29 protein-coding genes are annotated in these 25,411 nt (G+C 72.8%); 13 read left to right on the top strand and 16 right to left on the bottom strand.

What is annotated here, in order from left to right; translation table 11 throughout:
• The first annotated feature begins 159 nt into the window (after positions 1 to 159).
• Positions 160 to 1,347: a N(5)-(carboxyethyl)ornithine synthase gene (locus ACFYQQ_RS24805; protein ID WP_355794104.1), complete on the top strand. Its 1,188-nt coding sequence runs from the start codon at positions 160 to 162 to the stop codon at positions 1,345 to 1,347.
• A 29-nt stretch (positions 1,348 to 1,376) separates the two neighbouring features.
• Here ACFYQQ_RS24805 and ACFYQQ_RS24800 read toward each other — a convergent pair whose 3' ends face one another.
• From ACFYQQ_RS24800 to ACFYQQ_RS24780, 5 genes are all read right to left on the bottom strand, one after another.
• Entirely contained in the window at positions 1,377 to 2,816 is a 1,440-nt protein-coding gene (locus ACFYQQ_RS24800; protein WP_388905125.1) for a sulfatase, read from the bottom strand.
• 220 nt (positions 2,817 to 3,036) lie between these two features.
• Positions 3,037 to 3,132 (bottom strand): putative leader peptide, encoded by a 96-nt coding sequence (locus tag ACFYQQ_RS24795; protein WP_356239894.1) that lies wholly within the window; start codon positions 3,130 to 3,132, stop codon positions 3,037 to 3,039.
• A 313-nt stretch (positions 3,133 to 3,445) separates the two neighbouring features.
• Positions 3,446 to 4,378 (bottom strand): GlxA family transcriptional regulator, encoded by a 933-nt coding sequence (locus ACFYQQ_RS24790; RefSeq protein ID WP_388905122.1) that lies wholly within the window; start codon positions 4,376 to 4,378, stop codon positions 3,446 to 3,448.
• Positions 4,375 to 4,926 (bottom strand): isochorismatase family protein, encoded by a 552-nt coding sequence (locus ACFYQQ_RS24785; protein WP_355796205.1) that lies wholly within the window; start codon positions 4,924 to 4,926, stop codon positions 4,375 to 4,377. Before ACFYQQ_RS24785 ends, ACFYQQ_RS24790 begins: the two co-directional genes overlap by 4 nt.
• Before the next feature lie 143 nt (positions 4,927 to 5,069).
• Complete coding sequence (locus ACFYQQ_RS24780) at positions 5,070 to 6,431, bottom strand: cytochrome P450 (protein WP_356167927.1); 1,362 nt, start codon at positions 6,429 to 6,431, stop codon at positions 5,070 to 5,072.
• A 528-nt stretch (positions 6,432 to 6,959) separates the two neighbouring features.
• On the opposite strand from ACFYQQ_RS24780, the gene ACFYQQ_RS24775 reads away from it, so the two are divergent.
• Positions 6,960 to 7,598, top strand: a complete 639-nt coding sequence (locus tag ACFYQQ_RS24775; RefSeq protein ID WP_355793175.1) for a LysE family translocator — start codon at positions 6,960 to 6,962, stop codon at positions 7,596 to 7,598.
• A gap of 58 nt (positions 7,599 to 7,656) precedes the next feature.
• Here the strand turns inward: ACFYQQ_RS24775 and ACFYQQ_RS24770 are convergent, their stop codons facing one another.
• Positions 7,657 to 8,610, bottom strand: a complete 954-nt coding sequence (locus ACFYQQ_RS24770; protein WP_356239890.1) for a helix-turn-helix domain-containing protein — start codon at positions 8,608 to 8,610, stop codon at positions 7,657 to 7,659.
• Positions 8,611 to 8,707: 97 nt separating this feature from the next.
• Between ACFYQQ_RS24770 and ACFYQQ_RS24765 the strand changes: the two genes are divergently transcribed.
• Positions 8,708 to 9,526: an NAD(P)H-dependent oxidoreductase gene (locus ACFYQQ_RS24765; protein WP_355795642.1), complete on the top strand. Its 819-nt coding sequence runs from the start codon at positions 8,708 to 8,710 to the stop codon at positions 9,524 to 9,526.
• A gap of 111 nt (positions 9,527 to 9,637) precedes the next feature.
• On the opposite strand, the gene ACFYQQ_RS24760 is transcribed toward ACFYQQ_RS24765, so the two are convergent.
• Positions 9,638 to 10,570 (bottom strand): hypothetical protein, encoded by a 933-nt coding sequence (locus ACFYQQ_RS24760; RefSeq protein ID WP_356167935.1) that lies wholly within the window; start codon positions 10,568 to 10,570, stop codon positions 9,638 to 9,640.
• Positions 10,571 to 10,789: 219 nt separating this feature from the next.
• On the opposite strand from ACFYQQ_RS24760, the gene ACFYQQ_RS24755 reads away from it, so the two are divergent.
• Positions 10,790 to 11,134 carry a hypothetical protein gene (locus tag ACFYQQ_RS24755; protein WP_355794944.1) on the top strand — a complete coding sequence of 115 codons (345 nt, stop codon included), beginning with the start codon at positions 10,790 to 10,792 and terminating at the stop codon, positions 11,132 to 11,134.
• A gap of 61 nt (positions 11,135 to 11,195) precedes the next feature.
• Positions 11,196 to 12,284 carry a glutamate--cysteine ligase gene (locus ACFYQQ_RS24750; RefSeq protein ID WP_356167938.1) on the top strand — a complete coding sequence of 363 codons (1,089 nt, stop codon included), beginning with the start codon at positions 11,196 to 11,198 and terminating at the stop codon, positions 12,282 to 12,284.
• A gap of 68 nt (positions 12,285 to 12,352) precedes the next feature.
• Here the strand turns inward: ACFYQQ_RS24750 and ACFYQQ_RS24745 are convergent, their stop codons facing one another.
• The 3 genes from ACFYQQ_RS24745 to ACFYQQ_RS24735 form a co-directional block, all read right to left on the bottom strand.
• Entirely contained in the window at positions 12,353 to 12,607 is a 255-nt protein-coding gene (locus ACFYQQ_RS24745; RefSeq protein ID WP_356167941.1) for a DUF6158 family protein, read from the bottom strand.
• Positions 12,608 to 12,817: 210 nt separating this feature from the next.
• Positions 12,818 to 13,495: a transcriptional repressor LexA gene (lexA, locus tag ACFYQQ_RS24740; protein WP_355795539.1), complete on the bottom strand. Its 678-nt coding sequence runs from the start codon at positions 13,493 to 13,495 to the stop codon at positions 12,818 to 12,820.
• A gap of 137 nt (positions 13,496 to 13,632) precedes the next feature.
• Positions 13,633 to 14,454, bottom strand: a complete 822-nt coding sequence (locus ACFYQQ_RS24735) for a LysR family transcriptional regulator (protein ID WP_356167944.1) — start codon at positions 14,452 to 14,454, stop codon at positions 13,633 to 13,635.
• Between the two features lie 32 nt (positions 14,455 to 14,486).
• Between ACFYQQ_RS24735 and ACFYQQ_RS24730 the strand changes: the two genes are divergently transcribed.
• Together ACFYQQ_RS24730 and ACFYQQ_RS24725 are read left to right on the top strand one after the other, a co-directional pair.
• Entirely contained in the window at positions 14,487 to 15,086 is a 600-nt protein-coding gene (locus ACFYQQ_RS24730; RefSeq protein WP_355790209.1) for a peptidase dimerization domain-containing protein, read from the top strand.
• Between the two features lie 257 nt (positions 15,087 to 15,343).
• A complete protein-coding gene (locus ACFYQQ_RS24725) occupies positions 15,344 to 16,093 on the top strand; it encodes a DUF6585 family protein (RefSeq protein WP_388905116.1) in 750 nt (249 codons plus the stop codon).
• Between the two features lie 52 nt (positions 16,094 to 16,145).
• Here the strand turns inward: ACFYQQ_RS24725 and ACFYQQ_RS24720 are convergent, their stop codons facing one another.
• Complete coding sequence (locus ACFYQQ_RS24720) at positions 16,146 to 16,925, bottom strand: hypothetical protein (RefSeq protein WP_388905114.1); 780 nt, start codon at positions 16,923 to 16,925, stop codon at positions 16,146 to 16,148.
• 207 nt (positions 16,926 to 17,132) lie between these two features.
• The gene (locus ACFYQQ_RS24715; protein WP_355787009.1) at positions 17,133 to 18,425 is read right to left on the bottom strand and encodes a GAF domain-containing SpoIIE family protein phosphatase; all 1,293 of its coding nucleotides are present in this window, start codon (positions 18,423 to 18,425) and stop codon (positions 17,133 to 17,135) included.
• 313 nt (positions 18,426 to 18,738) lie between these two features.
• Between ACFYQQ_RS24715 and ACFYQQ_RS24710 the strand changes: the two genes are divergently transcribed.
• Entirely contained in the window at positions 18,739 to 19,209 is a 471-nt protein-coding gene (locus ACFYQQ_RS24710; protein ID WP_355787006.1) for an STAS domain-containing protein, read from the top strand.
• A 154-nt stretch (positions 19,210 to 19,363) separates the two neighbouring features.
• Here ACFYQQ_RS24710 and ACFYQQ_RS24705 read toward each other — a convergent pair whose 3' ends face one another.
• Positions 19,364 to 20,380 carry a hypothetical protein gene (locus tag ACFYQQ_RS24705; protein WP_355787003.1) on the bottom strand — a complete coding sequence of 339 codons (1,017 nt, stop codon included), beginning with the start codon at positions 20,378 to 20,380 and terminating at the stop codon, positions 19,364 to 19,366.
• A gap of 91 nt (positions 20,381 to 20,471) precedes the next feature.
• Here ACFYQQ_RS24705 and ACFYQQ_RS24700 point away from each other — a divergent pair, with 91 nt between their 5' ends.
• Complete coding sequence (locus ACFYQQ_RS24700; protein WP_355787000.1) at positions 20,472 to 20,810, top strand: DUF6233 domain-containing protein; 339 nt, start codon at positions 20,472 to 20,474, stop codon at positions 20,808 to 20,810.
• Between the two features lie 39 nt (positions 20,811 to 20,849).
• Here ACFYQQ_RS24700 and ACFYQQ_RS24695 read toward each other — a convergent pair whose 3' ends face one another.
• From ACFYQQ_RS24695 to ACFYQQ_RS24685, 3 genes are read right to left on the bottom strand one after another with little or no spacing between them, the layout of a single operon-like run.
• Positions 20,850 to 21,035: a hypothetical protein gene (locus tag ACFYQQ_RS24695; RefSeq protein ID WP_355786997.1), complete on the bottom strand. Its 186-nt coding sequence runs from the start codon at positions 21,033 to 21,035 to the stop codon at positions 20,850 to 20,852.
• A gap of 57 nt (positions 21,036 to 21,092) precedes the next feature.
• On the bottom strand, positions 21,093 to 21,449 hold the full coding sequence (locus ACFYQQ_RS24690) for an STAS domain-containing protein (protein WP_355786994.1): 357 nt from the start codon (positions 21,447 to 21,449) through the stop codon (positions 21,093 to 21,095).
• A complete protein-coding gene (locus ACFYQQ_RS24685; RefSeq protein WP_388905110.1) occupies positions 21,446 to 22,468 on the bottom strand; it encodes an anti-sigma factor antagonist in 1,023 nt (340 codons plus the stop codon). The genes ACFYQQ_RS24690 and ACFYQQ_RS24685 overlap by 4 nt, the downstream gene beginning before the upstream one ends.
• A 131-nt stretch (positions 22,469 to 22,599) precedes the next feature.
• Between ACFYQQ_RS24685 and ACFYQQ_RS24680 the strand changes: the two genes are divergently transcribed.
• The 4 genes from ACFYQQ_RS24680 to ACFYQQ_RS24665 all read left to right on the top strand — a co-directional run bounded on the left by ACFYQQ_RS24680 (position 22,600) and on the right by ACFYQQ_RS24665 (position 25,241).
• Positions 22,600 to 22,959, top strand: a complete 360-nt coding sequence (locus ACFYQQ_RS24680; RefSeq protein ID WP_355794059.1) for a helix-turn-helix domain-containing protein — start codon at positions 22,600 to 22,602, stop codon at positions 22,957 to 22,959.
• Positions 22,960 to 23,146: 187 nt separating this feature from the next.
• Complete coding sequence (locus ACFYQQ_RS24675) at positions 23,147 to 23,416, top strand: ANTAR domain-containing protein (protein ID WP_355794061.1); 270 nt, start codon at positions 23,147 to 23,149, stop codon at positions 23,414 to 23,416.
• 150 nt (positions 23,417 to 23,566) lie between these two features.
• Positions 23,567 to 23,842: a DUF5133 domain-containing protein gene (locus ACFYQQ_RS24670; protein WP_355794062.1), complete on the top strand. Its 276-nt coding sequence runs from the start codon at positions 23,567 to 23,569 to the stop codon at positions 23,840 to 23,842.
• Between the two features lie 589 nt (positions 23,843 to 24,431).
• A complete protein-coding gene (locus ACFYQQ_RS24665; protein ID WP_355794014.1) occupies positions 24,432 to 25,241 on the top strand; it encodes an SDR family oxidoreductase in 810 nt (269 codons plus the stop codon).
• The last annotated feature ends 170 nt before the right edge of the window (positions 25,242 to 25,411 follow it).

Below are 25,411 nucleotides of genomic sequence, written 5' to 3'. Positions count from 1 at the left end.
ACCCCTCCGGACCGGTCGGGCCCCAGCCGTGCAATGCCCGCACGTCCGGCCCCGGCACCCGCGATCGCCCGAAGCCACGACCGCCGACCGCCGACCGCTCAGCCGCAGCGGGGACGCGCCGCCCCCGTACCGACGAACAAGTGAAAAGACGAGAACGCCATGAGCCTGATGAGTCTGGGAGTACTCGCCACCTCCCGCAAGGAGAACGAGTTCCGGCTGCCCCTGCACCCGCGTCACCTCGACAAGGTCGACGCCGACGTGCGCGAGAAGATCTTCCTCGAAGAGGGCTACGGCCTGCGGTTCGGCGTCGGCGACGACGCCCTGCGGCCGCTCGTGGGCGGTCTGCGCACCCGCGAGCAGCTCCTCGCCGAGTGCGACGTCCTGCTGCTGCCCAAGCCCGTGCACGAGGACATCGACGCGCTGCGCGAGGGTCAGGTCCTGTGGGGCTGGCCGCACTGCGTGCAGGACGAGAAGATGACGCAGATCGGCATCGACCGGCGGCTGACCGTCATCGCCTGGGAGGCCATGAACCACTGGACCTCCACGGGCGCCTTCAGCGTCCACGTGTTCCACAAGAACAACGAGCTCGCCGGCTACTGCTCGGTGCTGCACGCCCTCCAGCTCGGCGGCCTGACCGGCAGCTACGGCCGCAGGCTGCGCGCGGTGGTCATCAGCTTCGGCGCCACGGCGCGCGGAGCGGTCACGGGCCTGGGCGCCATGGGCGTCTCGGACGTCACGGTGCTGACCCAGCGGGCCGCGGCGGCGGTGGCCTCGCCGATGCCGTCGGTCGTGATGGGGCACTTCGAGGAGCGGGACGGCGATCCCTCGCACCTCCAGGCGCTCACCCCGAACGGGCCCGTCCCGCTCGCGGAGTACCTCGCCGGGTTCGACATCATCGTCAACTGCATAAGGCAGGACACCGACGCGCCGCTGATGTTCGTCAACGAAGCGGAGCTCGACGCCTTCCGTCAGGGCACCTTCTTCGTCGACGTCTCCTGCGACGAGGGCATGGGCTTCGAGTGGGCGAGGCCGACCACCTTCGAGGACCCCATGCCGACGGTGGGCCCCGGCTGCCACTACTACGGCGTGGACCACAGCCCCTCACACCTGTGGAACTCCGCCACCTGGGAGATCAGCGAGGCGCTCATCCCCTATCTGCGCAAGGTGATGAGCGGCCCCGACGCCTGGGACGCCGACGTGACGGTCAGCAAGGCCATCGAGATCCGCGACGGCGTCGTGCAGAACCCGAAGATCCTCTCGTTCCAGCACCGGGCGGCCGCCTATCCGCACGCCACCGGGACCGCGGCACCCGCTGAGGCGCCGCGGTCCCCCGCGCGTCCGGCCTGACCGAGCCGGACCGGCTCCCGCCGGACGTGTCAGGAGGAGGAGGGGTACGGCAGCAGCCCCGCGTTCACCTTCTCCCACACGGCCTTCAACTCGGCCAGCAGCGCCGGGTGTTCGGCGGAGCGGTCGGCCTGCTCCCGCGCGTCCCGGGACAGGTCGAAGAGCTGGTCGGTGCCGCCCTTGCCCCGGTAGTACTTCCACGGGCCGCGGCGCACCGCCCGCTCGCCCCGCACCCGCCAGAACAGGTCCCGCTCCGGCACGCTCTCGCCGCGCAGCAGGTATCCGGCGAGGCTGACGCCGTCCAGCGGGTGGCCGGGGTCCGGGCGGGCGCCGGCCAGTTCCAGCAGCGTCGCGGTCCAGTCGGGCGAGAAGACCGGCACGTGACTGACCTGTCCGCCCTTCAGACGTGCGGGCCAGCGCACGACGGACGGCACGCGGATGCCGCCCTCCTGGAGCGAGGACTTCTCGCCGGACAGCGGCCACTGGTAGGAGAAGCGCTCACCGCCGTTGTCCGAGCCGAAGAACACGAGCGTGTCCTCCTCCTGTCCCGACTCCTTCAGTGCCTTGAGGACGCGGCCCACCGAGCGGTCGAGGTCCTGGACCATCTCCGTGTACTTCTCCACCGATCCGCCGTCGGTGTGCAGCAACGCCCTCAGTCCCTGGCCCGACTTGATGCGGCGGACGATCTCGGCGCTCTCCTCCTCGTCGCCGTCGGCGATCCACGGCCAGTGCGGGGTGGTGAAGTTGAGGTTGAGCAGCCACGGCCGGTCGTGGTCGCGGCGCACGTACTCACTGGCCCGCTCGGTCAGGATCCGCGTGTAGTAGCGCAGGTCCTTGTACTCGGCGTCCCCCTCGTAGAGGTCGTACTCACCGCCGAGTCCGAGTTTGGAGTAGTACTCCAGAGCACCGCCGAAGTTGCCGAAGAACTCGTCCCAGCCCGACTTGGTGGGCGAGTAGTCCGGCAGGTAGCCGCAGTGCCACTTGCCGATCAGCGCGGTCGCGTAGCCGACGCCCTTGAGGAGCGAGGCCAGGGTCGGATGGGTCGGGTCGAGTCCGTCGGACCGGTCGGCGATCGGCTCGGCGAGGCCGCCCTTGGTCCGTCCCGGATAGCGTCCGGTGTAGAGGCTGAAGCGCGTCGGGGAGCAGGTCGCGGAGCCCGCGTAGGCGTCCGTGAACCGCACTCCTTGCCGGGCCAGTCGGTCCAGGTGCGGGGTCTTGATGTGGGGCGCGCCGTAGCTGGACAGGTCGGCCCAGCCCAGGTCGTCGCCGAGGATGAACAGGATGTTGGGCCGCCGCGCGTGCCGGCCGGTCTCGGCGCGGAAGGGCTGCTCGTGGTGCTGTCCGGCGTCGGCGGGCTGCGCGTGCGCCGGGGCGGCCGGCAGGCCCACCGCGGCGGTGGCGGCTCCGGCGCCTATCGCGCCGCCGAAGGCGCGTCGTGACAGGGCGGACCGGTCGGGTGAAGGGGAGGGCATGGCGAGGCAACTCCTCGGCGCGGGCAGCGGCGGACACCCGGCAGGCGGGCGTGACGGCGGCCGTCCCGCACGGGTCGGCGGAACACAGGGGAGGAACCCGGGCGGGCGGCACGCGGCGGCCCGGAGCGGGTGACGAGAGTCGTGCGGCGGTCCTGGCGCGACGGCACAACTGGCCTACGCGGGCCGGATGCTGTCTAGGTGCGGCCCGGGCGGACGGAGCCTAGAGGGCGCAGCAACAGATGGCGCTCGCCATGCGACCGAGGTCGACGTGACGGCGCCGCACGAGCGTGACGCTGAGGCCACTGGCGAGCTGCATGATCGCGTAGCCTGCCGAAACCCGGCAACACGTGTCAACGGGCGGTCCACAGTGCGGACCGCCGAGCCCCCGGCGCCGGCGGGCCGACGAGCGCCGCTCGTCCCCAACTCCCGTGACTGCGAAGCCGGTTGCCATCCACCCAGCGGCGAGGTGGAGCAACTGGCCTCGCCCTGAGGCCACATGGCCATCGCTACCGACCCGCACGCGCAGCGAGCCCGCTCCGCCCTCGCTCCCGGCAGGACGCTACGTGTCAGTGGTCGGCCGACAGTGAACCCGCAGCGTCACGGCACACGACATGGCGTATGCGGCTCCGTCAGAGCTGGGCGAGGTCACCGGGCGTCGGGCGGGACCTCAGACGCCGGAGCATGCGGGCGTCCTCGAAGCCGACCTCACGCGCGGCCGTCTCCAGCGTCGACCCGTGACCGATCAGGTACTCGGCCCGCTCCAGGCGCAGGGTCTGCTGGTAGCGCAGCGGGGTCAGTCCGTTCGTGGCGCGGCCGAACAGGCGGGTGAGGGTGCGTTCGCTGACGCCCGCCGACGCCGCGAGCGTACTCAGGGGCAGCGGTTCGGTGAACCGGTCGTCGATCAGGTCCTGGACGCGGTGGACGGTGTCGTCCAGGTGCGAGCGGTGCCGCAGCATGGCGCTCGCCTGGGGCTCGTGGCCGTTGCGGCGGGCGTACACCACCATGTCGCGGGCCACCTGTGCCGCGAGGCCGGGGCCATGCCGCACGGCCAGCAGGTGCAGGGCCAGGTCGATACCGCTGGCGATGCCCGCCGAGGTGACGACCCGGTCGTCCGTGGTGAACAGGACGTCCCGCACGACGAGGGCGCGGGGGTAACGGGCCGCCAGCTCCTCCTGCACGTCGTGGTGGGTCGTGCACCGGCGCCCGTCCAGCAGGCCGGCCCGGCCGAGCGCCTCGGCGCCCGCGCAGACACTGGCGACGGTGCCTCCGCGGGCGTGGTGCGCGCGCAGGTGCCCGAGGGTGGCCTCGTCCGGCGCGGGACCCCCGCGCAGTGTCGGCGCCCGCCAGCCCGGTACGACGACGAGGTCGTCCCGGGTCAGTTCGGGCCACCGGGTGCGGGCGGTCAGCGGCAGGCCCTGGGCGCTGACGACCTGCTCCTCCTCGGCCACGTAGTCGAGCACGTAGGAGCGCCCGAAGTCCGCGGCCGTGCTGAACACCTGGGCCGGCCCGGCGAGGTCGAGCAGGTGGACGCCGGGCAGGAGGACGAAGACGACGCGGCTCACGCAGCCGGCGCCTTCCGCTCGGCTTCGAGTTCCGCCACCGTGGCGATGCGGGCGAACCGGTCGCGGAGGACCGCTTCCGTCCGCTCCACGATCGCCGCGGCGGACAGGTCGCCGATGGCGTTCGTCGCCGTGGCGTCGGTGACGAACACCATGCCGTACCCGAGGTCGCTGCCCAGCCGGGTCGTCGTCTCCACGCACTGCTCCGTACGGATGCCGCACACCCACAGCTCCGTGACCCCCGCCTCGGTCAGCACCTGCTGGAGGTTGGTCGTGGTGAACGCGTTGTGCGACGTCTTGTGGAGGACCGGTTCGCCCTCCGCCGGCGCTCCCAGCTCCTCGAAGAGGCGTACGTGTCCCGACTCCGGGTCGAACACGTCACCGCTGCCCGGTTCGGTGTGCAGGACCCACACCACGAGGTCTCCGGCGGCGCGTGCCAGCGCGACCAGCCGGTTGACCCGCTCGGCGATCTCGGGGTTGGAGATCTGCGCCCACAGTGGGCGCGCTCGGAACGACTCCTGGACATCGACGACTATCAGCGCTCGGTTCATGTCACCCATTCTGACCTGGTCCGAGCCGTCGCCCCCAGGCTCGATCAGGGCCGCCACCGGAACGATCCGGTCACCGGACCCCGGCGGCGGGGTGGCGGAGACGCGCCGTCCACGTCTCCGCCACCCCGCCGACGACACGGCCGTCAGGCTCCGGCGGGCACCGCGCCCGCGCCGACCGGGCAGCCGACCGCACGCACGACGCTCGTTCCCGTGTCGGCCGGACGACCGTCCTCCGCACTCGCACTCGCACCCGCACCCGCGGCCCGGTCCGCCGGGTCGCCCAGTGACACGGGGAGTTCACGGTGCCCGTTGGAGATGAACGACTCCAGGGGCCGCAGCTCCTCGGCCGGCACGGCGAGCGTCATCTCCGGGAACCGGGTGAACAGCCCCTCCAGGGCCACCTGCGCCTCCAGCCGCGCGAGCGGAGCGCCGACGCAGAAGTGCGTGCCGAAGCCGAACGCCAGGTGCTCCCGGCGCGTCGGGCGCGTCACGTCGAAGACACCGGCGTCGGCGCCGTGGACGTCCGCGTCGCGTCCCGCCGACAGGAACGAGATGACGAGCGCGTCCCCCTTGCGGATCACGACGCCGCCGATCTCGATGTCCTCGACGGCGTAGCGCAGGATGCCGTTGGCTCCCGGGGTCTCGACCCGCAGCGCCTCCTCCACGACGTCCGCCCAGGAGGCGCGGCCGGCGCGCACCAGGTCCAGCTGGCCGGGGTTCTGGAGCAGCAGCGCCACGGCGTGGTCGAGCAGGTTCACCGTGGTCTCGTAGCCGGCGGTGTAGAGCAGGATCAGGTTGTCGACGAGTTCCTTCTCCGACAGCTGGTCCCCGTCCCCGTCCCGTACCGCGATCAGCGCGCTGGTCAGGTCGTCCCCGGGGCTCTGCCGCTTGAGCTCGATCAGCGCGCTCAGCGTCCGGTACAGGTCCACGCCGTTGCGCTGGGCCTGTTCGAGGGTGAGGCCGGTGTCGAAGAAGCCTGCGATGATCCGCGCGAGCGCGTCCTGGAACTGGCCCGGTATGCCGAACAGTTCGGCCAGGACGCGGACCGGGAGTTCCTGTGCGAACGTCCGCCGCACGTCCACGGGCCCGTGCGCCGCGCGCTCCGCCAGCTCGTCGAGGAGGCCCTCGGTCATCCCCTCGATCCGGCCCCGCAGGCCCTCGACCCGCCGTGCCGTGAACGCCGAGGCGACCAGCCTGCGCAGCCGGCGGTGGTCCTCCCCATAGGCCGTGACCATGTTCTGCACGGACACCCAGATCGCCAGCGGCCACTCGGCGCCGACCTCGCCCTGCTGCCAGGCGGGCCAGTGCCGGTAGGCGTCCTTGGACACGCGGGGGTCCCGCAGCAGCTCCTTGATGGTCTCCAGGCCGGTCACCGCCCAGGCCTCGACCCCTCCGGGCAGCGTCACCCGTACGACCGGGCCCGCCTCGGCCCAGCGTGCCGCCTCCCCCTGTACGTCCTGCCCCAATGCGTCCACCGCGAACGGACACCCGACGACACCAGACATCACAACCCCCTAGAACGGCGAAGAACCACCGAAGAACAGCGAAGAACCACGGACGGATCGAACGGCGCGCACACGGCGCGCCCTGGTGCGGTCGAACCAAGGACGATCACGAGCACCGGACGCGAGCCCCGCCAGAGCGGCAAGGGCTCACGGCACTCCGGGAAGCCACGGCGTTCGCGCCGGCCGGACGGGAGCAACCTCGTTCTCAAGGGCCCATGGGGCCGACCAGCAGCACGTGGAGAGCGATACGCGGAGATGCGCCCGCCGACCGGTCGATGCCCCGGCGGGACGAGCCGTGGAACTCCCAAAGAATAAAACCGGATAGCTGGTTTTTACAACGCCCCCATGCGCACGGATTCTGGCCCGTTCCACGGCGGTGGCGGGAGGGAGGGCGACGAGAGATCGAAACATTTGGACCAACCGGTTTCATTCGCGCGCCCTGGCACCTCAGCCGCACCCCCGAGAGCGGCTCCGGTACCCACGGAAATTGGGCTGCGCGCGCAGGTGGTTCCCCTGTTTCATGACCGCATGGTGTCTACTGACCGACTGCTGGCCTTCGCCGCCATGTCGTTCTTGCTGATCGTCGTCCCCGGCCCCAGCGTGCTGTTCGTGATCGGCCGGGCGCTGGCCCAGGGGCGCCGCGCGGCGCTGACGACCGTGGTGGGCAACACCGTCGGCGCGTACGTCCTCGTGGTGGCCGTGGCGCTAGGGGTCGGCACCGTGGTGGAGCGTTCGGTCCTCGTCTTCACGCTGCTGAAGCTGGTGGGCGCGGCCTACCTGGTGTACCTGGGCGTCAAGGCGGTGCGGCAGCGCGGCTCGCTGCGCGCCTCGCTCACCGGTGACGGCCCCTCTCACGGCACCCTGCGCACACTGTGGGACGGCTTCGCGGTCGGGGTGGCCAACCCCAAGACCATCGTGTTCTTCGCCGCCGTACTGCCCCAGTTCGTCGACCGGGGCCAGGGACACGTCACGCTCCAGATGCTGGTGCTCGGCCTGGTCTTCAACGTCATCGCGCTGGCGTCCGACAGCGTCTGGGGACTGGTCGCGGCCACCACGCGTAACTGGTTCGCGGACTCCCCGCGGCGGCTCTCCATGATCGGCGGCGTCGGCGGGCTGACGATGATCGGCCTCGGCGTCACCGTCGCGGCGACCGGCCGCAAGGACTGAGTCCCGCACATCACAACGGCGGGCCGGAGGGGTTACCGGCCGAGACTCCCGTCCGGCGTCACGCGGTTGGCCGGGCCAGGCCGGCCGTGCCCGTCACCGCAGCCACGAGCCGGTCGAGGGCGCGAGCGTCCGCACCGCCCTCCGCGGCGCTGAACACATGGACCACCAGGCCCGTTTCCCCGGGCTCGGCCGGTACGTGCAGCGTCTCGTAGTCGAGGGTGAGCGGCCCCGTCACCGGATGGCACAGCCGCTTGCGGCCCGCACCGCACATCACGACCTCCCCGGAGTCCCAGATCCTGCGGAAGTCGGCGCTGCGCGAGGACAGTTCGGCGATGAGCGCGGTCAGTTCCGTGTCGTCGGGAAAGCGGCCGGCCGCGACCCGCAACTGGCCGACGGCCTCTCCCGCCCGCGCCTCCCACTCCGGATGGACCGCCCGGGACGCGGGGTCCAGGAACAGGTACCGGGCGTTGTTCGCGTGCCGGCGGCCCGGCTCCCCGAGACCGCCGATCAGCTCGGCCCCCAGCGCGTTCCAGGCGACCACGTCGAGCCGGTGATCGGTGACGAAGGCGGGGAACCGCGCCATGCCGTCCAGGAGGCGCCGCAGCAGCGGGCTGACCCGGGCACGGGGCGCCGGGCCGCGCCGCGCCCCGGCGAGGGTGACCAGGTGCCGGCGCTCCGCCGCGTCGAGGGCGAGCGCGTCGGCCAGTCCGTCGAGCACCTCGGGGGACGGCTGGGTGGCCCGCCCCTGTTCGAGGCGTACGTAGTAGTCCACGCTGATGCCGGCCAGCTGGGCCAGCTCCTCGCGGCGCAGTCCCCGTACCCGGCGCCGGCGGCCGCCGGAGAGCCCCACACGCTCCGGCGCGACACGGCCTCGGCGCGCGCGCAGAAAACCGCCCAGCGCCTGCCCCGCGTCCCCGGGGCCGCCCCTCACGCCGGGGGTGCGGAGTTCGTCACCGTCCCCGGCACCGCTGTCCGTTCCGTCCGTTCGCCCGATGCGGTCCACCCCGTCCATGCCGTCCAGTATGCGTGGCCCTCCCGGTACCAGGATCACGGTTCCGACGTCGAAGGGGGTGCTGGTTGTCCGCGCGGGCCCGGGCGAACGTGGCGTCATGACAGAAGCCGTGCCGCAGCAGCGGAAGAAGATCCTCGTCGTCAGCGCCCACCCGGAGCCGCGCTCGCTCAACTCGGCCCTGGCCGCCTTCGCGGTCGGCCGGCTGCGGGACGCGGGGCACGAGGTGCGGGTGTCCGATCTGTACGCGATGAAGTGGAAGGCGACCGTGGACGCCGACGACTTCCCCGACCACTCCATGGACGGGCGGCTGTCCGTCATGACCGTCTCCGAGCGGGCCACGCTTGCCGGACGGCTGTCGGCGGACGTCGCCGCGGAGCAGGAGAAGGTGCGCTGGTCGGACGCCGTGATCCTGCAGTTCCCCATGTGGTGGTTCTCCGTTCCGGCGATCCTGAAGGGCTGGATCGACCGGGTGTTCACCGCCGGGTTCGGCTACGGCCCCGAAGTGCCGCCGCCGTACGGCGAGGGGGCGCTCGCGGGACGGCGGGCGCTGGTGTCGGTGACGGCCGGAGCGAGGGAGTCGGCGTTCTCCGACCGGGGCGTCCACGGCCGGCTCGCGGACGTCCTGCACCCCTTGCAGCACGGCCTGTTCTGGTTCACCGGGATGGCGCCGCTCGAGCCCTTCGCGGTGTACGACGCGCACGACGTGAGCGCGCGGCGGTTCGCCGAGACGACGCGGGCGTACGCGCGGCGTCTCGACGGGCTCTTCACGGACGAGCCGGTCCCGTTCCGGTCCCTGGTCGGCGGGGACTACGACCACGACATGCGGTTGCTGCCCGGCGTGGAGGAGCCGGGGACGAGCGGGCCGGACCTCCACGTCCGTCCGGACGCCCGCGCGGGCGCGGACCACGAGAGCTGACCCCGGTACGCATCGCCGGTCAGGCCGCGTCGGTTCGCACCTCGCGGCGTGGAGCCCGACCGGCGCGGTGACGGGCCGGACGGTCGGCACCCCGGTCAGGACCGGTGGCCGTCACCCGTCGCGTCCGTCGGCACCTGCCTGGCGTTCCAGTTCGTCCGCCGCCTTCTGCGCCCGGGCCCGGGCGGTGCTCAGCCGCTTCCGGGCCGCGCGTTCCCGCTCGCGTGCCTCGCGTCCGGCGGCACGGGCCCGGCGCTGCTCGTCCTCCGTGCTCCCGAGCTCCTCGGTCAGCTCGCCGATGCGCCGCCGCAGCTCGCCGACGCGCTGTTGCAAGGTCTCGGCAAGCTCCGCGGCCTCCTGAGCCACGCGGGCGGCCTCCGCCGCCTCCGTCTCCCGGACCGACAGGTCGCGTCCGGCGTCCTCGGCGGCCCGGCGGGCCTCGGTGAGCTGCTTCTCGCGCCGCCGCCGGGCCGCGTCGTCCGCCCGGTCCGCCTCGCGCGGTTCGGTGGCCTTCGCCCGCGGTTGGCTTCCCCGGGGCGGCGCCTTCGGCTGTGCCGCCGGCGCCTGGGGTACGGCGGGGAAGCCCACGGCCGGGCTCAAAGCCTTGGTGAGCCGGCCCGCGGCCCATTCCCGGGCCGCGTCGGGATCGCTGAGGACCGCCTGGAGGGTGTCCCGGACCTCCTGCCGGGCGCCCTCACCGAGGGGGTGTCCGGCGTCCGCCGCGAGCCGTTCCGCCTGCTGGGCCAGTGCTCTGATCAGTGCCTGCTGCTGACCGGCGAGCCGGCGCAGCTGTTCGCCGTCCAGCTCCTGGTGCGCCTGCCGAAGTGCCTCGCCCAGCTGGACGAGGGGCTGGATCTCGTCGGACCGCTCCCGCACCAGGAGGTTGCAGGACCAGGCGGACAGGCTGGGGCGGCGCATCGCGCTGATCTTGTCGGCCAGCTCCCGGTCGCCTGCCGTGCGGGCCGCCGCGGCCCGCTGGGCTCGCGCGGCGGTGAACCGGTCCGGCCGCAGCCCGTAGAGCTCGTCGGCGACAGCGTCCACGTCCACCGGCGCCCTTTCTCCGGAACGGGCGGATTCCTACCGATAGTCTCAGCTTCGCCCCTGATGCGCGGATTCTGCTGCTGCCTCCGGGGAGGGCGCCGCCTGCTGGAAGCGGCACCTCCACCGGCACGGCACCGGCGGCCTGGCCGGATGGTGTCCGTCTGCCGTTCCCGGGCAGTCGGAACCCTGAAGGGCAGGCAGCCGCGCCGACCTCAAGGACGAGTAGTGAGCTTCGAACAGCAGCGTGAGAACACCGGCGACACCGCGCCCCCCGCGGACGGGCCGACCGGGGACGAGCGAGCCGCGTGGGAGGACGTACGCCGGCGGGCCACGGGCATGTCGCACCACGAGTCGAAGGCCGCGCGCGACGCCGCCCGGCACGCCGCCAGGTCCCACTCGCTCACCGGCGGCGAGGCCGTACGCGCGGAGGCCGAGGTGGAGGAGTGGGAGCGGGTGACCGACGCCCTGGCCGACCACGCCGGGACCTACGACCCGGAGATCGATCCGTTCGTGCAGGGCGAGAAGGCCGCCCGGACGCGTCACGTCCCAGGCCCGCGAAGGGCCGGCTAGCGCCCGGTACTCCCCCTGCCGTCCTGAGCCCCCCCCCCCGCAGAGAGAAAGGCCGCATCACGTGCGCACCGTCGGAGTCGAGGAAGAACTTCTCCTGGTCGATCCGGAGACAGGAGAACCGCAGGCTCTGTCCGCGGCCGTACTCGCCCGTGCCGCCAGGGACGACCCGGACGAGGAGACGTTCGAGAAGGAGCTGCACCAGCAGCAGCTCGAGTTCGCCACGCATCCGCAGTCGGACATGGGTGATCTCGCGGCGGAGATCGTGCGCTGCCGCAAGGAGGCGCAGCGGCTCGCCGAGGAGACCGGGGCGGCCGTGGTGGCGCTCGCCACGTCTCCGCTCCCGGTGAGTCCGTCGGTGAGCATGAACAGCAGGTACCAGTGGATGGCGCGCGAGTTCGGTCTGGCGACGCAGGAGACACTCGTGTGCGGGTGTCACGTCCACGTGTCCGTCGAGTCCGACGACGAGGGTGTCGCCGTCGTGGACCGGATCCGCCCGTGGCTGTCCGTCCTGACCGCGATCAGCGCCAACTCCCCCTTCTGGCAGGGCAGGAACAGCCAGTACAGCAGCTACCGGAGCCGGGTCTGGGGTCGCTGGCCGATGGCCGGCCCCACCGCGCTCTTCGGGTCGGCCGAGCGGTACCACCAGCGGGTCGCCGACATGGTCGCGACGGGCGTCGCCCTGGACAAGGCGATGGTCTACTTCGACGCCCGGCTCTCCGACCAGTACCCCACGGTCGAGCTGCGCGTCTCGGACGTCTGCCTGGAGGCGAGCACCGCCGCGCTCATCGCCACCCTCGCGCGCGGGCTCGTGGAGACGGCGGCACGTGAGTGGCGTGCGGGAGTCGAGCCGCTGGACCACAGCGTCGAGCTGCTGCGGCTGGCGGCGTGGCGGGCCGCCCGGTCCGGCCTCGACGGGGACCTGCTGCACCCGCTGACCATGAAGCCCGCGCCCGCGGCGGAGGTCGTACGGGCGCTGCTGGAGCACGTCGGTGCCGCGCTCGACGACAGCGGTGACGCGGAGCGGGCGCGGCAGGCCGTCGCGGACCTGCTGCGGCACGGCAACGGCGCCCGGGTGCAGCGCGAGCTGCTGGAGCAGACCGGAAGCCTGGGCGCCGTGGTCACGGAGTGCGTGCGCCGCACCCAGTCCTGAGGCTCCGCACACCCACCCGGCCCCGCGGGGCGCACGCGCACGGTACGGCCGGCGCGTGCGCCCCGCGCTCATGCCTCGCGGGCCCGGGCCCCCTCGCGGGTACGGCCCGCCGTCACGGCCCGGTCCGGGTTGCGCCGCATGTATTCGTCCTCCAGGGCCGCCGTCCTGTGGGTGTGCGCGGCGAGGGCGTCGTTCGAGCCGTGCAGAAACGTGTCGTGGCGGGTGCGGTGCACGCTCTCCAGTTCGCGCACCAGCTCCTGGTCGTCGAGCAGCGAGGGATCCAGTCCCTCGGCCGCCCCGCTGCCCTGCTTCGACGTGGACACAGTGAACTCCTCACGGGTCGGGTCCGCGGCGCACCTCCGGCCGGTACGTGCGCCCGGGCTGCCTCGGGTCACCCGATCACCGGGGAGCAAACACGCCGCGGGGCCGCCCGGGTGCTTCGCCGGGCGGAGCGGGACGGGTCGAGGGGCGATCGGATCCAGGCGTCGGGGAGATGGCGGGCCCGGTCCGCCGCGTACGGTCCGCGGCTCCGGTCAGAGGCGGCGCAGCACGCCGACGACCTTGCCCAGGATGACCGCCTGGTCGCCGGGGATCGGCTGGTACGCGGCGTTGCGGGGCATGAGGAGGACCTGGCCGTCGCGTCGGTGCAACTGCTTCACGGTGGCCTCGTCCTCGATCAGCGCCGCGACGATGTCGCCGTGGTCGGCGCTGTCCTGACGGCGGACGGTGACGATGTCGCCGTCGCAGATGGCCGCCTCGACCATGCTGTCGCCGGCCACGGTCAGGGCGAACAGGTCGCCCTCGCCGACGAGTTGGCGCGGCAGCAGGTAGACGTCCTCGATCGCCTCCTCGGCGAGGACGGGCACACCGGCGGCGATCCGCCCGATGAGGGGCACCTCGGCCGGCGGCCTGCCGGCGGCGGCACCGTTCAGGTCGGGCGCCCAGGTGGGCCGCACGCGGTAGGCCCGCGGCCGGTGCGGATCGCGGTAGAGGACGCCCTTGCGCTCCAGGACCATCAGCTGGTGGGCGACGGACGAGGTGCTGGCCAGGTCCACGGCCTTGCCGATCTCCCGCATCGAGGGCGGGTAGCCCTGGCGCGTGACCTCGTCCGCGATGAACTCGACGATGGCTGCCTGACGAGCCGTCAGCTCACCTTCGACGGAGCGGACGCCCGCCGGCCTGCCCCGGCGCGCTGTTGCCGTCTTCTCCATCAGGACCACCTCGACTCAAGATCTCACTGAGCGCGACCCTAACCCGCCATCCCGCCCAAAGGGAACGCCCCTCCCGAATCATGGCATTCGCCCGCCGCGCGTCAGTCCCCCGGTCACGGTCACGTGGGCGACCCGGGTCAGGGACGGGGCGCGCCGTCCGCGAGGCCGTCGTGCCGCGCGGTCTCGCGCAGCAGGTCCCGCAGCAGGAGGGCCGCCGGCAGCGGGTGGTCCGGCAGGGCGACATGAACGGTGCGGCGCGGGGCGAGGTCGCCGAGCCCGCGCAGGACGAGCTCGGCGGGGACCGCCCAGGAGGCCGGCGAGGGCACGAGGGCGACACCGAGTCCCGCGGCGACATGGCCGAACTTGCCTGTCCACTCGGCGATGCGGACGGTCCGCCTCGGGGTGAAGCCCGCGCGGGCGCACACCTGGGTGAGCGTGGTGTGGCCGTCCGGGGGCGCGTCCTGGATCCACGACTCGTCGCGCAGCTCACATAGGTCGACCGGATCACGGCCGGCCGAGGGGTGGTCGCGGTGCAGCGCCACCAGTAGTTCGTCCTCGCACAGGGGCGTCGTCGTGACGCCCTCGGCCGTGGGCAGCCCGGAGGGGTAGTCACTGACCACGGCGAGGTCGAGTGCGCCGTCCGCGAGGCGCCGTATCGAGGAGTGACTGCGGCCCTCGGCCGCGATGACCTCGACGTCGGGCCGGGCGGCGGCGAACGCGCGCAGCGCGGCGGGGACGAGTGAGATGTTCGCGGTGGAGAACGCCCCGGTGCGCAGGGTGCCGCCTCGGCCCGCGTGGATCGCGGCCAGTTCGCGTTCCGCTCGCGCCAGGCGCTCCAGTACGCCGACCGCGTGGCCGTGCAGGGCGTGGCCCGCGGGGGTGAGCCGCACCCCGCGCGGGAGGCGGTCGAACAGCGGGCCGCCGGCCTGTCCCTCCAGCGAGGCGATCCGTCGGGACACCGCGGACTGGGTGTAGTCGAGTGCGTCGGCAGATGTTCCACGCCCTGGCCTCCCTGCCCACCCCGGGCGGTGTGTGCGTCCTGGTCAACGGCGACGAGGAGAGGGGCTCCCCCACCTCCCGCGAGCTGATCGAGCAGGCGGCCCGTCGCTGCGTGGCCGCCTTCGTACTGGACGCGTCCGCCGACGGGGAGGGCGCCCTCAAGACCGCCCTCAAGGGCACCTCCCGGTACGAGGTCGTCGTGCACGGCAGGGCCGCCCACGCCGGACTCGATCCGGCGAAGGGGGTCAACGCCACGGTGGAGGCGGCCCATCAGGTGCTGGCCCTCGCCAGGCTCTCCACCGCCCTGAGTCATGACACGTCACCGCTGGGCGCGCCGACCGTCACGCCGACGCTCATGTCGGCCGGAAGCACCGTGAACACCGTGCCCGCGGTGGCACGCGTCTCCGTCGACGTCCGGGTGCCGACCCGCGCCGCACAGGACCGGATCGACAGCCTCGTACGGCAGTTGAGGGTGAGGACCCACGGTGCGCGGCTCGAAGTGCTCGGCGGTGCTCGACGGCCGCCCATGGAACCGGAGTCGTCCGCCGCGCTCTTCGCCCTCGCGTCCCGGCTCAACTCCGAGGCGGGGTAGGGCCCTCTGCGCGGGCGCGCGGTCGGCGGAGCCTCGGACGGCAACTACACGGCGAGCGCCGGATGCCCCACGCTGGACGGCCTCGGAGCCGTGGGCAGCGGCGCCCACGCGGACACGGAGCACGTCCTGGTCTCACACATGGCGCCCCGGGCCCGGCTCCTCGCCGGCCTGATCGAGCGGTCCCGATCCTGAACTCCCCCGCCCGCCCCGGCATATCGAGCCGAGGCATGCCCGTTCCCGCCAAGCGAAGGATTCCCATGCCGTCCTCCCCTCCCCCGCCGTCAACCGCTCACCTGCCCCCGGCCGTGGCCGCACTCGCCGAGGAGAGGCAACTGGGGCGCCTGGAGCGTGAGTTCGCGCCCAAGCGCATGCACAGGCTTCTCCTCGCGCTCTACGTCGTCACCCTCCTCCAGCTGCTCTTCTTCGTGGTGCCGGGCCTGGCGTTCCTCTGGTGGCTGCGCCGCACCCCGGAGTTCAGCCGGAGACAGGCCGCGAAACGGCTGTACCTGTTCGAGCACGGCATGATCGTGCATCCGCGCCTCGGCGACACCGTGACCGCGATCCGCTGGGACTCCGTCCGGCTCTACCAGGAGATCGTCCTGAAGATCGTCAACGGCCTGCCGACCACCACGACCCACACCTACACGGCACTGTCCTCCGAAGTCGGTCACGCGGGCGCCGCCGTCACCGACTTCTACGCCGACCCCGAGGTGTGGGGCCCCTGGATGCAGGACGCCGTCGTACGCGCCCAGGGCCTTACCGTCCTGGAAGCGGTCCTCGCCGGTGAGACGGTCGCCTTCGGGCCCTTCGGTGTCGCGCTCGCCTCGCTCGGCGCCCAGGGTGCCGGGCAGCTTCCGTGGACGAACATCCGCCCCTTCGAGGTCTCCGCGGGTGTGGTCCGGGTGCTGCGCCGGGACACCTCCACCCCGTGGGCCACCGTCCCCGTCAGCGACATCGCGAACGTCGGCCTCTTCCTGAACCTCGCCGAGAACCTCCGTCAGGGGTAGCGGCGCGGGCCGGCGGCCGCCCGCGGGTCGCGCAGGCGGCCGGCCCGCCGGGTCACGCCCCCGCGACGCTCTCCTCGTAGAACACCGCCACCAGGCGGTCACTGAAGCGGCCGGGGGCCGAGAACCCGGCTTCGGCGGCCCGGTGCAGCCGTACCGTCTCGTCGGCGAGCGTCACCGCGACGACGGGGCAGTCCTCGATCCGGTTGCCCCCCGGGTCGCACCGGCCGACATCGGCGAGGGAGCGCCCCGGGCAGACCGCGCGTGCGGGCAGCTCGACTTCGAGGGCCAGGTCGCCGGTGCGCGCGAAGCGGTGGACACCCGACTCCGGCCGGGGCACGGGTTTGCCGGCCGGGCCCCGCACCACCCGTGCCGTCAGGCCGCGCGCGGAAGCGATACGGCCCTCGCCGCGCGGCCCCTGGATGTCGATGGTGGCCTGTCCCCTCGCGACCGTGCCCTTGCCCGTGTCGGGCAGGAACAGCGGTCGGGGGCCGGGATCGAGGCGCACCGTGACGGTGAAGGTCGACGACCCTCCGGCGTGCGGGTCCTTGCCCGAGTACTCGTAGGACCCGATGGACAGCGAGGGCACGGCGGCGGGCTCCTCGCCCTCCCCCCTCGGCACCGGCCGGGGAGAGCGGGTACTGCCGCACTCGGAGAGGGCGGCGGTCACCCCGCCGGGCAGGGACACGTCCTTCAGGGCCCCGCCCAACGCGTGCAGGCGTCCGCTCCGCTCGTGCGACAGGGGGCCCTGGGCCGACAGGATCAGCAGGATGAGGGCGAGCGGCACCGCCAGCGCCGCCCACGCCCGGCCGGAGGGCCCGGAGATCCGGTTCATGTCAGACAGAGCCCCGTCCCGCGATCGTGCCCACCAGGCTCACGCCCCACCCGTCCCGTTGCCCGTCTCCTGCCTCTGTGTACTGCGTACCACGGCCGGAGAACGTCACTGCGGGCGGGCGTGCGGCGCACCGCGACTCCAGCGCCGTAGGCATCGCCAGTCACTCGCGTGACTGCGGACGGTGTCGCGCCGTGAGGTGACTGCTCGTCAGGTCGTGGGCAGGCGGAGCGCGAGGAGGGCCACGTCGTCGGTGGAGTCGGCGGCGAGCCCGGTGAGGAGTTCGTCGCACAGGGCGTCGAGCGGTCGGCTGTGCAGGGCCGCGGCGTGCTGGCGCAGCCGGGTGAGGCCGTCGTCGAGGTTCTCACCGCGCCGTTCGAGAAGACCGTCGGTGTAGAGCAGGATCGTGCTGCCGGGCTGGAGCGGGTGCTGGGCGTCCACACGTCCCTCGGCGGGACGGACGCCGAGCAGCAGGCCGTGGGCGTCTTCGAGATAGTGGGTGTCGCCCTGATCGGTGATCAGCAGCGGCGGCGGATGCCCGGCCGTGGCCCAGTGCAGTTGCCACGGCCCGCCGGAAGGTCCCTTGAGCAGGGCGTAGATGCAGGTCGCCGTCGTGTGCTCGTACAAGGTGCTCACCGCCATGTCGAAGCGGTGCAGGATCTTTGCGGGTGGCTCCTGCCGGTCGCACGCGATGCCACGCAGCATGTTGCGCAGCTGGCTCATGGTGACGGCCGCCCGCAGGTCGTGGCCGGTGACGTCGCCGATGATCAGGGTGGTGTCGCCCCGCGGCAGAAGGAAGCTGTCGTACCAGTCGCCTCCGACGTCCGCGCCGGTGGCGGCGGGCGCGTAACGGGCGGTGATCTCCAGCCCGGGGATGTCGGGCAGCTCGGGCAGGAGGGAGCGCTGCAGCCGCTCGGCGATCCTCTGCGTCTCCCTGTGCAGGCGGGCGTTGTCCAAAGCCAGCGCGATCCGGTGCGTGAGGTCCTCGACCAGCGCCAGGTCCGCCTCCCGCAGGGCCGGACGGCCGGTGTGGCGGACGATGGTGAACGCCCCGAGCACCCGGCGCCGGGCACGCAGCGGCGCGACGATGAGGTTGTCCCCGCCCAGCCGGGCGAAGAGTTCGAGATTCACCGCGTGCAGCGGATCGCTCGCCTGGTCGGCTGTCGGCACGTCCTCGGCCGACAGGAGAAGTGGTCCGGCACCCAGCAGGACCCGGGACAGCGGACCGGTCGCGACGGCCGGCACCTCGGGCAGCGCTCCGGTCGGATCGGCCAGGACGACGGCCGGGTCGTGGTGGGTCAGGCAGATCCGCTCCAGCCGGCCCTCCTCGTCGAGCAGGTCCGCCATCACCCAGTCGGCCAGCCGCGGCACCACGATGCGGCACACCCGGCGCAGCCCCTCCACCGCGTCCAGCGTGCTCGACAGCGCGTCGGCGATGTCGTTCAGGAGGGTGAGACGGTCCAGCGCCTGCTGGAGCGCCACATCCACGTCGAAGTCGTCCACCCGCCCAGCCTTCCCGCCGGGTCCGCTTCCCTATCAGCCACCGTACGTCGCTCACCTCGCGCGGGCGTTCGAGTGCGTCGGCGGCCTCGTTCGTTGCATGCTGTACGCGCCCCTCTCGTCGCAGCGGGCAGGGCCGCGCCCGTCACGTGCCAGCCACGCCGATCGGGACGATCGCCCTCCCCGAGGCATGCGAGGCGTATTGCGGGGAAGGAGAGCCGCGGCTCCGCCGGCACGCCGGGAGGAGCCATGGCCGTTGGGAAAGCAGCGGCCGACTGCAGTCATGACCGGCACGGCCGGTCGGAAAGTGACGGGTGTGCGCCGGGAGACGGTACGGCGACTGCAGGTCCGCCAGGCCGAACAGGGGCCGGGCGGCATTCTGCTGCGCGTCTCCGGTGAACTCGACGTGCACACGGGCCCCCAGCTCCGGGAGGCCATCGGGCGGGCCGTTCCCGAGCTCACCGGCGGAGATCTCGAAGTCGACCTCTCGGATGTCGCCTTCTGCGACGCGGGCGGCCTCTACACGCTCCTCGGGGTCAGCGACGCCCTGCACATGATCGGCGTCAGCCTACTGATCACCCGCACCAGCCCCAGCGTCGAAGCGGTCCTGGACTCGACCGGCTCGCTCACCCGCCTGCCCCTGCGCGACACGGCCCGCGACCGGCCCGCCGGGCACGCACACGACACGCACGGACGAGGGCGCGACGCGCTCGGCCCCGGACACGGGCACAGCACGCGGGGGCACGACCCGCACGGGCACGACGGGCCGGATTCGCCCACCTCCTGAAGAAACCTTTCTGGCCTGGTCGCGGACGGGCGGAGTACTCACTCACCCGGCACCGGCGCGCGAGACGGCCACCCGTCGAGGCGATCGCCTCCGGCGGGGAGCGAAGCCGGTCCTCGGCGATCGCGGCCTCGGACTCCGCGGTCGCCAGGTACGCCTAGGAAGCCTTGCCGAGCAGGGCGGCCGGTCCGATCGCGTCAGGACCGAACTTGTCGCGGATGCGGTCGCTGACCTCTTCCGCGACCAGCCGGGCCTCGCGCGCCCCGTCCAGGCTGATCTGCTCGGCGACCTGGCCGGCGTCGACGAGGTCCTCGGCCCTCAGCGCGACGCCCGTCAGACGGCCGCGCTGGAGTCCGGCGGCGTCGATCAGGCGGTAGGCGGTCATCCGCAGGTCCTCGTCGTGGGCCGAGGCGGCCGGCAGGCGACGGGTCCGCTCCCAGGACGTACCCCCGGCGAACCGGAGCGTCAGCGTCAGGCCGCGGGCCGCCTGGCCCCGTCGGCGCAGCCGGTGCCCGAGCTCGACGACGAGGTCCAGCAGGGCCGCGCGGACAGCGGCGCCGTCCAGGGTGTGCTGAGTGAAGGACCGCTGCACGCGGGCCGAGGCGGGGAGGGCGCGGGGCGCGACCGGGCGGGGATCGATGCCGCGGGCCCGGTCGGCGGCGAGCCGTCCCGCACGGCCGCCCAGGACGCGTTGCACGGTCGCCGGAGGGACCGAGGCCAGCAGGCCGACACAGTGCACGCCGTAATCCCGCAGCGCGGCCGCCTGGCGCGGCCCGATGCCGTGGAGGGCTTCGACGGGCAGGGGGCCCAGCCAGTCCGTCACCTGGTCGGGCGTCACCGCGAGGACGCCCCCGGGTGCGGCGACCTGGCCCGAGGCGGTGGCCGCGACGGTGATCGTCGGGCCGACGCCGACACGGACGTCGACGCCCAGCCGGGAGATGGTCCGGATGCGCAGCACCTCCCCCAGCCTGCGGGCGTCCGTGCCGTGGTAGCGCAGGGCACCCTTCAGCTCCACCAGGGCGGCGGTCGGCGGCAGGGCCTGCACCACGGGAGAGAGTTCCGACAACTGCTCCAGGACCTGCCGGTAGACCTCCTCCGGCACGGCGTCCGGGCAGCGCACATGCATCACGCTCGCCACCCCCGACGTCCGGCGTGCCTCCGTACCTGCGGTCATGACACCCACCTCCTGCTCCCCAGACTATCGAACATAAATTCGAACACGCGAGGTGGCGAGGCCCCGCCGGTCTGGATCTAGAATCGGATACATGTTCGATGACCTGCCGCCCGACCTGGCGCGCCTGCTGACCCTGCGGGTCTGGCACGCCATGTGGCTGGAGCGCATCGACCGGAAGATCGCGGCCGTCCGGAGCAGGGAGGCCGAGCGGGAACAGGGCCGCAGCAGCCGCCCCGCCGCGCCGGACTGGATCGTCGAGCTGGGCATCGGCGAGGGCCGCCTGCCCGTCGAACTCCACGCGGGCGACTGCTACGCGGCGGGCAAACGGCGCCGTCCCGTCAGCCGCGAGGAGGCGCGCAGCCTGCTCGCCTCGGGACTGCGGGCGTGCACCCACTGCGAACCGCAACTGGAGCTCGGCATCCTGGAGTAGGGCGCGTGCGGCGGGCCGGCTCTCCGCGGGATGGCGCCGTCACCCCTCGTCCGGGTGCGCTTCCGTCTTCAGTGCCCAGTACTCCCCCGCGCAGCCCGCGGGCAGCGGAGGGAACCGGTGACCGCGCACGTCCGTGCTCCAGTGGTGCTCACCACCGCAGTCGCACTCGTAGATGCCGCTGTCCGGCACGATCTGGCCGGGGTGGTACGTCTCACGCTCGCTCATGCCCTCTGTCTACGACGCCGCTCCCCCGCCCGCGACCCGGCCGCCGGTCCGGCGGCCTCAGTTCCGCAGCGCCTGCTGGAGCGAGCCGTGGCAGTCGATCACGGAGTCGACCCCGACGATCCGCAGGACCCGCAGGACCGACTGCGACGGAGCGGCCAGGCGCACCCAGCCCTGGGCGGCGACGGCGTTCCGGTGAGCGAGGATCAGGGCGTTGACGCCGGCCGAGTCCATGAAGGACACCTGACTCAGGTCCACCACGGTGCGCGGACTCGCGAGGTCGCGCGGCGCCCGGAAGGCGCGCCGGAACTCCCCGCCGGTGGTGTGGTCGACCTCACCGTCGAGCGCCAGCACCGTCACGCCGTCGGGAGTGGTGGAACGAGTGACCGACAGTCGTCCGGGCGGCACCGGGCTCATCCCACCCCTCCGCGGGCCGCCACGGGCACATGGACCTTGGCGACGGCCGTCATCAGCTGGCGCCGGACCCGCTCGGGGAGGGCGTCCGCCGTGATGGCGTCCACCAGATCGCCGGCCACGTCGTGCAGTTCGGTGTCGGTGTTCCGCGAGACCGACACCAGGACGCTCCAGGCGGCCTCGGCGCTCAGTCCGAAGGACGCCATGAGGATCCCGCGGGCCATGTCGATGACGGGCCGTGCCCGCATCGCCCGCCGCAACTGCCGGAGTTCGACGGACGGCTCCTGCCCGACGCCGCTCCCGGACTTCCTCACGTCACCGGATGCCGGGGCTGTGTCGGCGCGAGTGCCGGCGTCCCCGCCGCGGACGTCGGCATGCGCCACCGCGTCCGCCGCGGCAGGGCCGGGCATCGGCTTACCGCTGACGGGACGCGTGACACCGGGCTCCGCGTCCCGTATGACAGGCTCAGGCATGGGCTCCGGCTCCCCGCCCTCGGGGCGTGCGGCACCGGGCCCTTCGTCTCGTACGACAGGCTCAGGCGTCCCCTCCGGCTCTCCCCCCGCGGGGTGTGCGGCGCCGGCCGGTGCGTACGCGTCGCCGCTCCGGTCGGGCCCCTCGCCCTCACCCGCGCAGGTGAACAGGGGTACGGCGCCGGTGATCGAGAGCAGCCTGTGCACGGCGACACCGGCCGTCCGGACGACGACCGTCCCGCCTTCCTCCAGAGCCTGTCGACGAAGACGCAGCAGCACGTTGAGCCCGGAGCAGTCGCAGAAGGCGACCCCGCCCATGTCGAGGTCGATGCCGCCGGCCGAACCGGCGAGGGCCGCACCCAGCCGGTGTTCGAGCATCTCCTCGGTGTCCATGTCGATCTCACCGCGCACGGTGACGACCGTCCGGTCACCGGCGGGGACCGCCCGGACCGTCAGCTGCGGGGGTCCGCCCGCGCGCGGCGGCGAGGCGGGGCCCGCGGAGACGTGGCCGTCTCCGCTCATGAGCTGCGCGGGATGCGCACGTTGTTGCATGGCAGTCGCTCCCAAAGCATCCACCGTCTCCGCCTCTCCAGACTCGGCCCGGCACAGCGTATACGTCAAGAGATACAGGAAATCTCTTTCACCCTTTTGTATACGCGAATCGAACGTCCTATCCTGGCGGCATGGGAGGAGTACCTGAGACGCACGTCGGCTGGACGTTCCTCACGAACCACGCCCGCGTTCTGGCCGCGATCGCCGACGACAACACGACCCGCATCCGCGACATCGCCGCGCGCTGCCGGCTGACGGAGCGAGCCGTCCAGAAGATCGTGTCCGACCTGGAACGGGGCGGCTATCTCACGCACACCCGGCAGGGGCGCTCCAACTCGTACCGCATCGAACAAGGCACCATCCTTCGTCACCCCGCCGACGCCGGGCTCACCGTCTCGGATCTGCTGACACTCATCGCTCAGCACGACGGGCGACCCCGGGAACTGCAGACGGCGGGGACACAGGAACAGCCCCGGGAAGCCGAGCGATGACCACGACACCACCCCGCGACGGCGCCCGGAGGGACGGACGGTCCCCGGGCCGCAGGACGGCGACGCCGTACGCGGCTCAATCGGACGGGAGTTGAAGGAATTGCTGACCTACGACACCTCCGCCCCGGCGGCAGCGGAGCCTGGCGGCGGGCAGTCGTCCCCGCGGGCGGAGCAGGACGCGGTGCGGATGTCGCGCCTGGAGGACGAGAACCTCCAACTCCAGGAGGCGGTGCGCTCGCACGCCGTCGTCGACCAGGCCATCGGCGTCGTCCTGGCGGTGGGCCGGCTCTCGCCCGACGCGGGCTGGGAGGTACTGCGGAACATCTCACAGAACACCAACATCAAGCTGCGGCACGTGGCCGAACTGATCGTCGACTGGGCGCGCACCGGCGAACTGCCCGCCGAGGTACGCGAGCGACTGGAGCACGAACTGGGCACGCGGGAGACGGGGACGTGACCGGACAGGACCGGGCTGCCGCCGTGGGCCGACGGGCGCCTACGGAAGAAAGTGAGAGTTGAGGCGTGAGAGGCACCGACCGGGGTATCCGGGCGGTGCCCCCACCGCGGACACCGCCTGTCCAAGGCGTCGTTGTGAAGGAGAACGACCATGCTGATGGCCCACCCCGCCGTTCTGGCGAACCTCATCTCCCAGTACGAAGCCCTCAGCGCGCTGCACGCCGAGGACGGCAACGAGGAGGCCCGCCGACGCCTCGACGACGTCACGTACACCCTGTGCGTCGCCACCGGCACGCGTGACATCGACGCCGCCCTCATCGCAGCCCGCCACCGGCTGCCCGGCGCCCGCCCGTTCGACGACTCCGTCGTCACCGCGCCCATGACGGGCACCCGCACCGCCGACGAGGAGAGCCTGGCCGCTCTCTAGCCCTCGAACCACCCCCGTGGGGCACCCGGCGCCGGTGGCGGAAGTCCCGAGAAGAGGTGCGGTCCGAAGTCCGGAAGGACTCGGACCGCACCTCTTCCGCGTGCGCCGCGCGTCTTTCATGTGCGCCGGGTCATTTCCGTGTACGCCGCGACACGACACGTCGCACGGGATCCTCTGCCGGTCGTTGCGCCGACCGGGCACGGTCGTCTCCGCGCCAGTTACCGGCGGCCCGGGACGGGAACCCATGCCGGGTCAGCCGAAGACGCGGGCGCACGCCGCGCTCGCGTCGCACATGACCGGACGAGGAGCAGACGAGGATGACCACGGCACGAGACATCTCCGGGCTGTCAGGCACACGCCCGCGCCGGGGTTCGTGAGGCGCACGAGCCTCGCCCGCGCCGGCAGTCGATGGCCGCCACCCGGCACCCGGCAGTCAGTAGTCAGTAATCAGTAGTCGGCAGACATCGGCCGTCGTTTCGCCGGTACTCCCCCGGGTACTGCGACACCCCGTTCCCCCACACATGTACGGCCGTGACAGCGGTGGCCGAGGTCAGTCGGCGCGCACGGGCACGGCCGCGAGGAGGCATCGATGAGCGCGTCCCCCGACTCCCCCGCCCAGGCGGCCATCGTCACCGGCGCCGACTCCGGCATCGGCCGGGCCACCGCGGTCCGGCTCGCCGAGGCGGGCATGGACGTCGGCATCACCTGGCACAGCGACCACGAGGGCGCCGAGAGGACGGCCGACGAGGTCCGCGCCCTCGGCCGGCGCGCCGCCGTGGCCCAACTCGACCTCACCCGGCTCCCCGAGGCCGCCGACACCATCGACGAGCTGGCCGACCGACTGGGCCGGCTCGACGTGCTGGTCAACAACGCGGGCACCGGCACCGCCACACCCTTCCTCGACCTGCGGCTCGACGACGTACGACGCGTCCTCGACGTCAACCTCGTGGGTCCGTTCCTGTGCGGTCAGCGTGCGGCCCGCCTCATGATCGCCCAGGGTGAGGGCGGCCGTATCGTCAACGTCACCTCCGTGCACGAGCACCAGCCCCGGGTGGGCGCCGCCCCGTACTGCGCGGCCAAGGGCGGCCTGGGTCTGCTCACCCAGGTGATGGCACTGGAGCTGAGTGAGCACGGCATCACCGTCAACGCGGTGGCACCCGGTGAGATCGCCACACCCATGACCGGGCAGGAGGACACCGACGTGCACACCGAGGTCCGGCCCGGCATCCCTCTGGGCCGCCCCGGCGACGCGCGCGAGGTGGCCGCCGTGATCGCCTTCCTCGCCGGTCCGGACGCCTCGTACGTCACCGGTGCCTCCTGGGTGGCGGACGGCGGGATGGTGCGGATGGGTCCGCAGGCCGGCTCGCACCTCCAGAGCGACGACTGGCGGCGCCCCTGAGTCAGGGGTCACATCGCGGGCGCCCCTGACGTGACCGGGGGTCCGTGACCCCCGACTTCACCGTCCGTCACGTCAACTCGGCTTCTGGCAAGGCGACTTGAGTAATGCCACCGGGTTCACACACAAGAGGCGCACCTTCCCGTCGGCGTCAGTGGTGCCGGCTCACCGGT

It is taken from the genome of Streptomyces sp. NPDC005496 (assembly GCF_042872045.1).
Lineage (GTDB): Bacteria > Actinomycetota > Actinomycetes > Streptomycetales > Streptomycetaceae > Streptomyces.
Note: the sequence above shows the minus strand (reverse complement) of the source record. Positions and strands in the feature narration are given on the sequence as shown.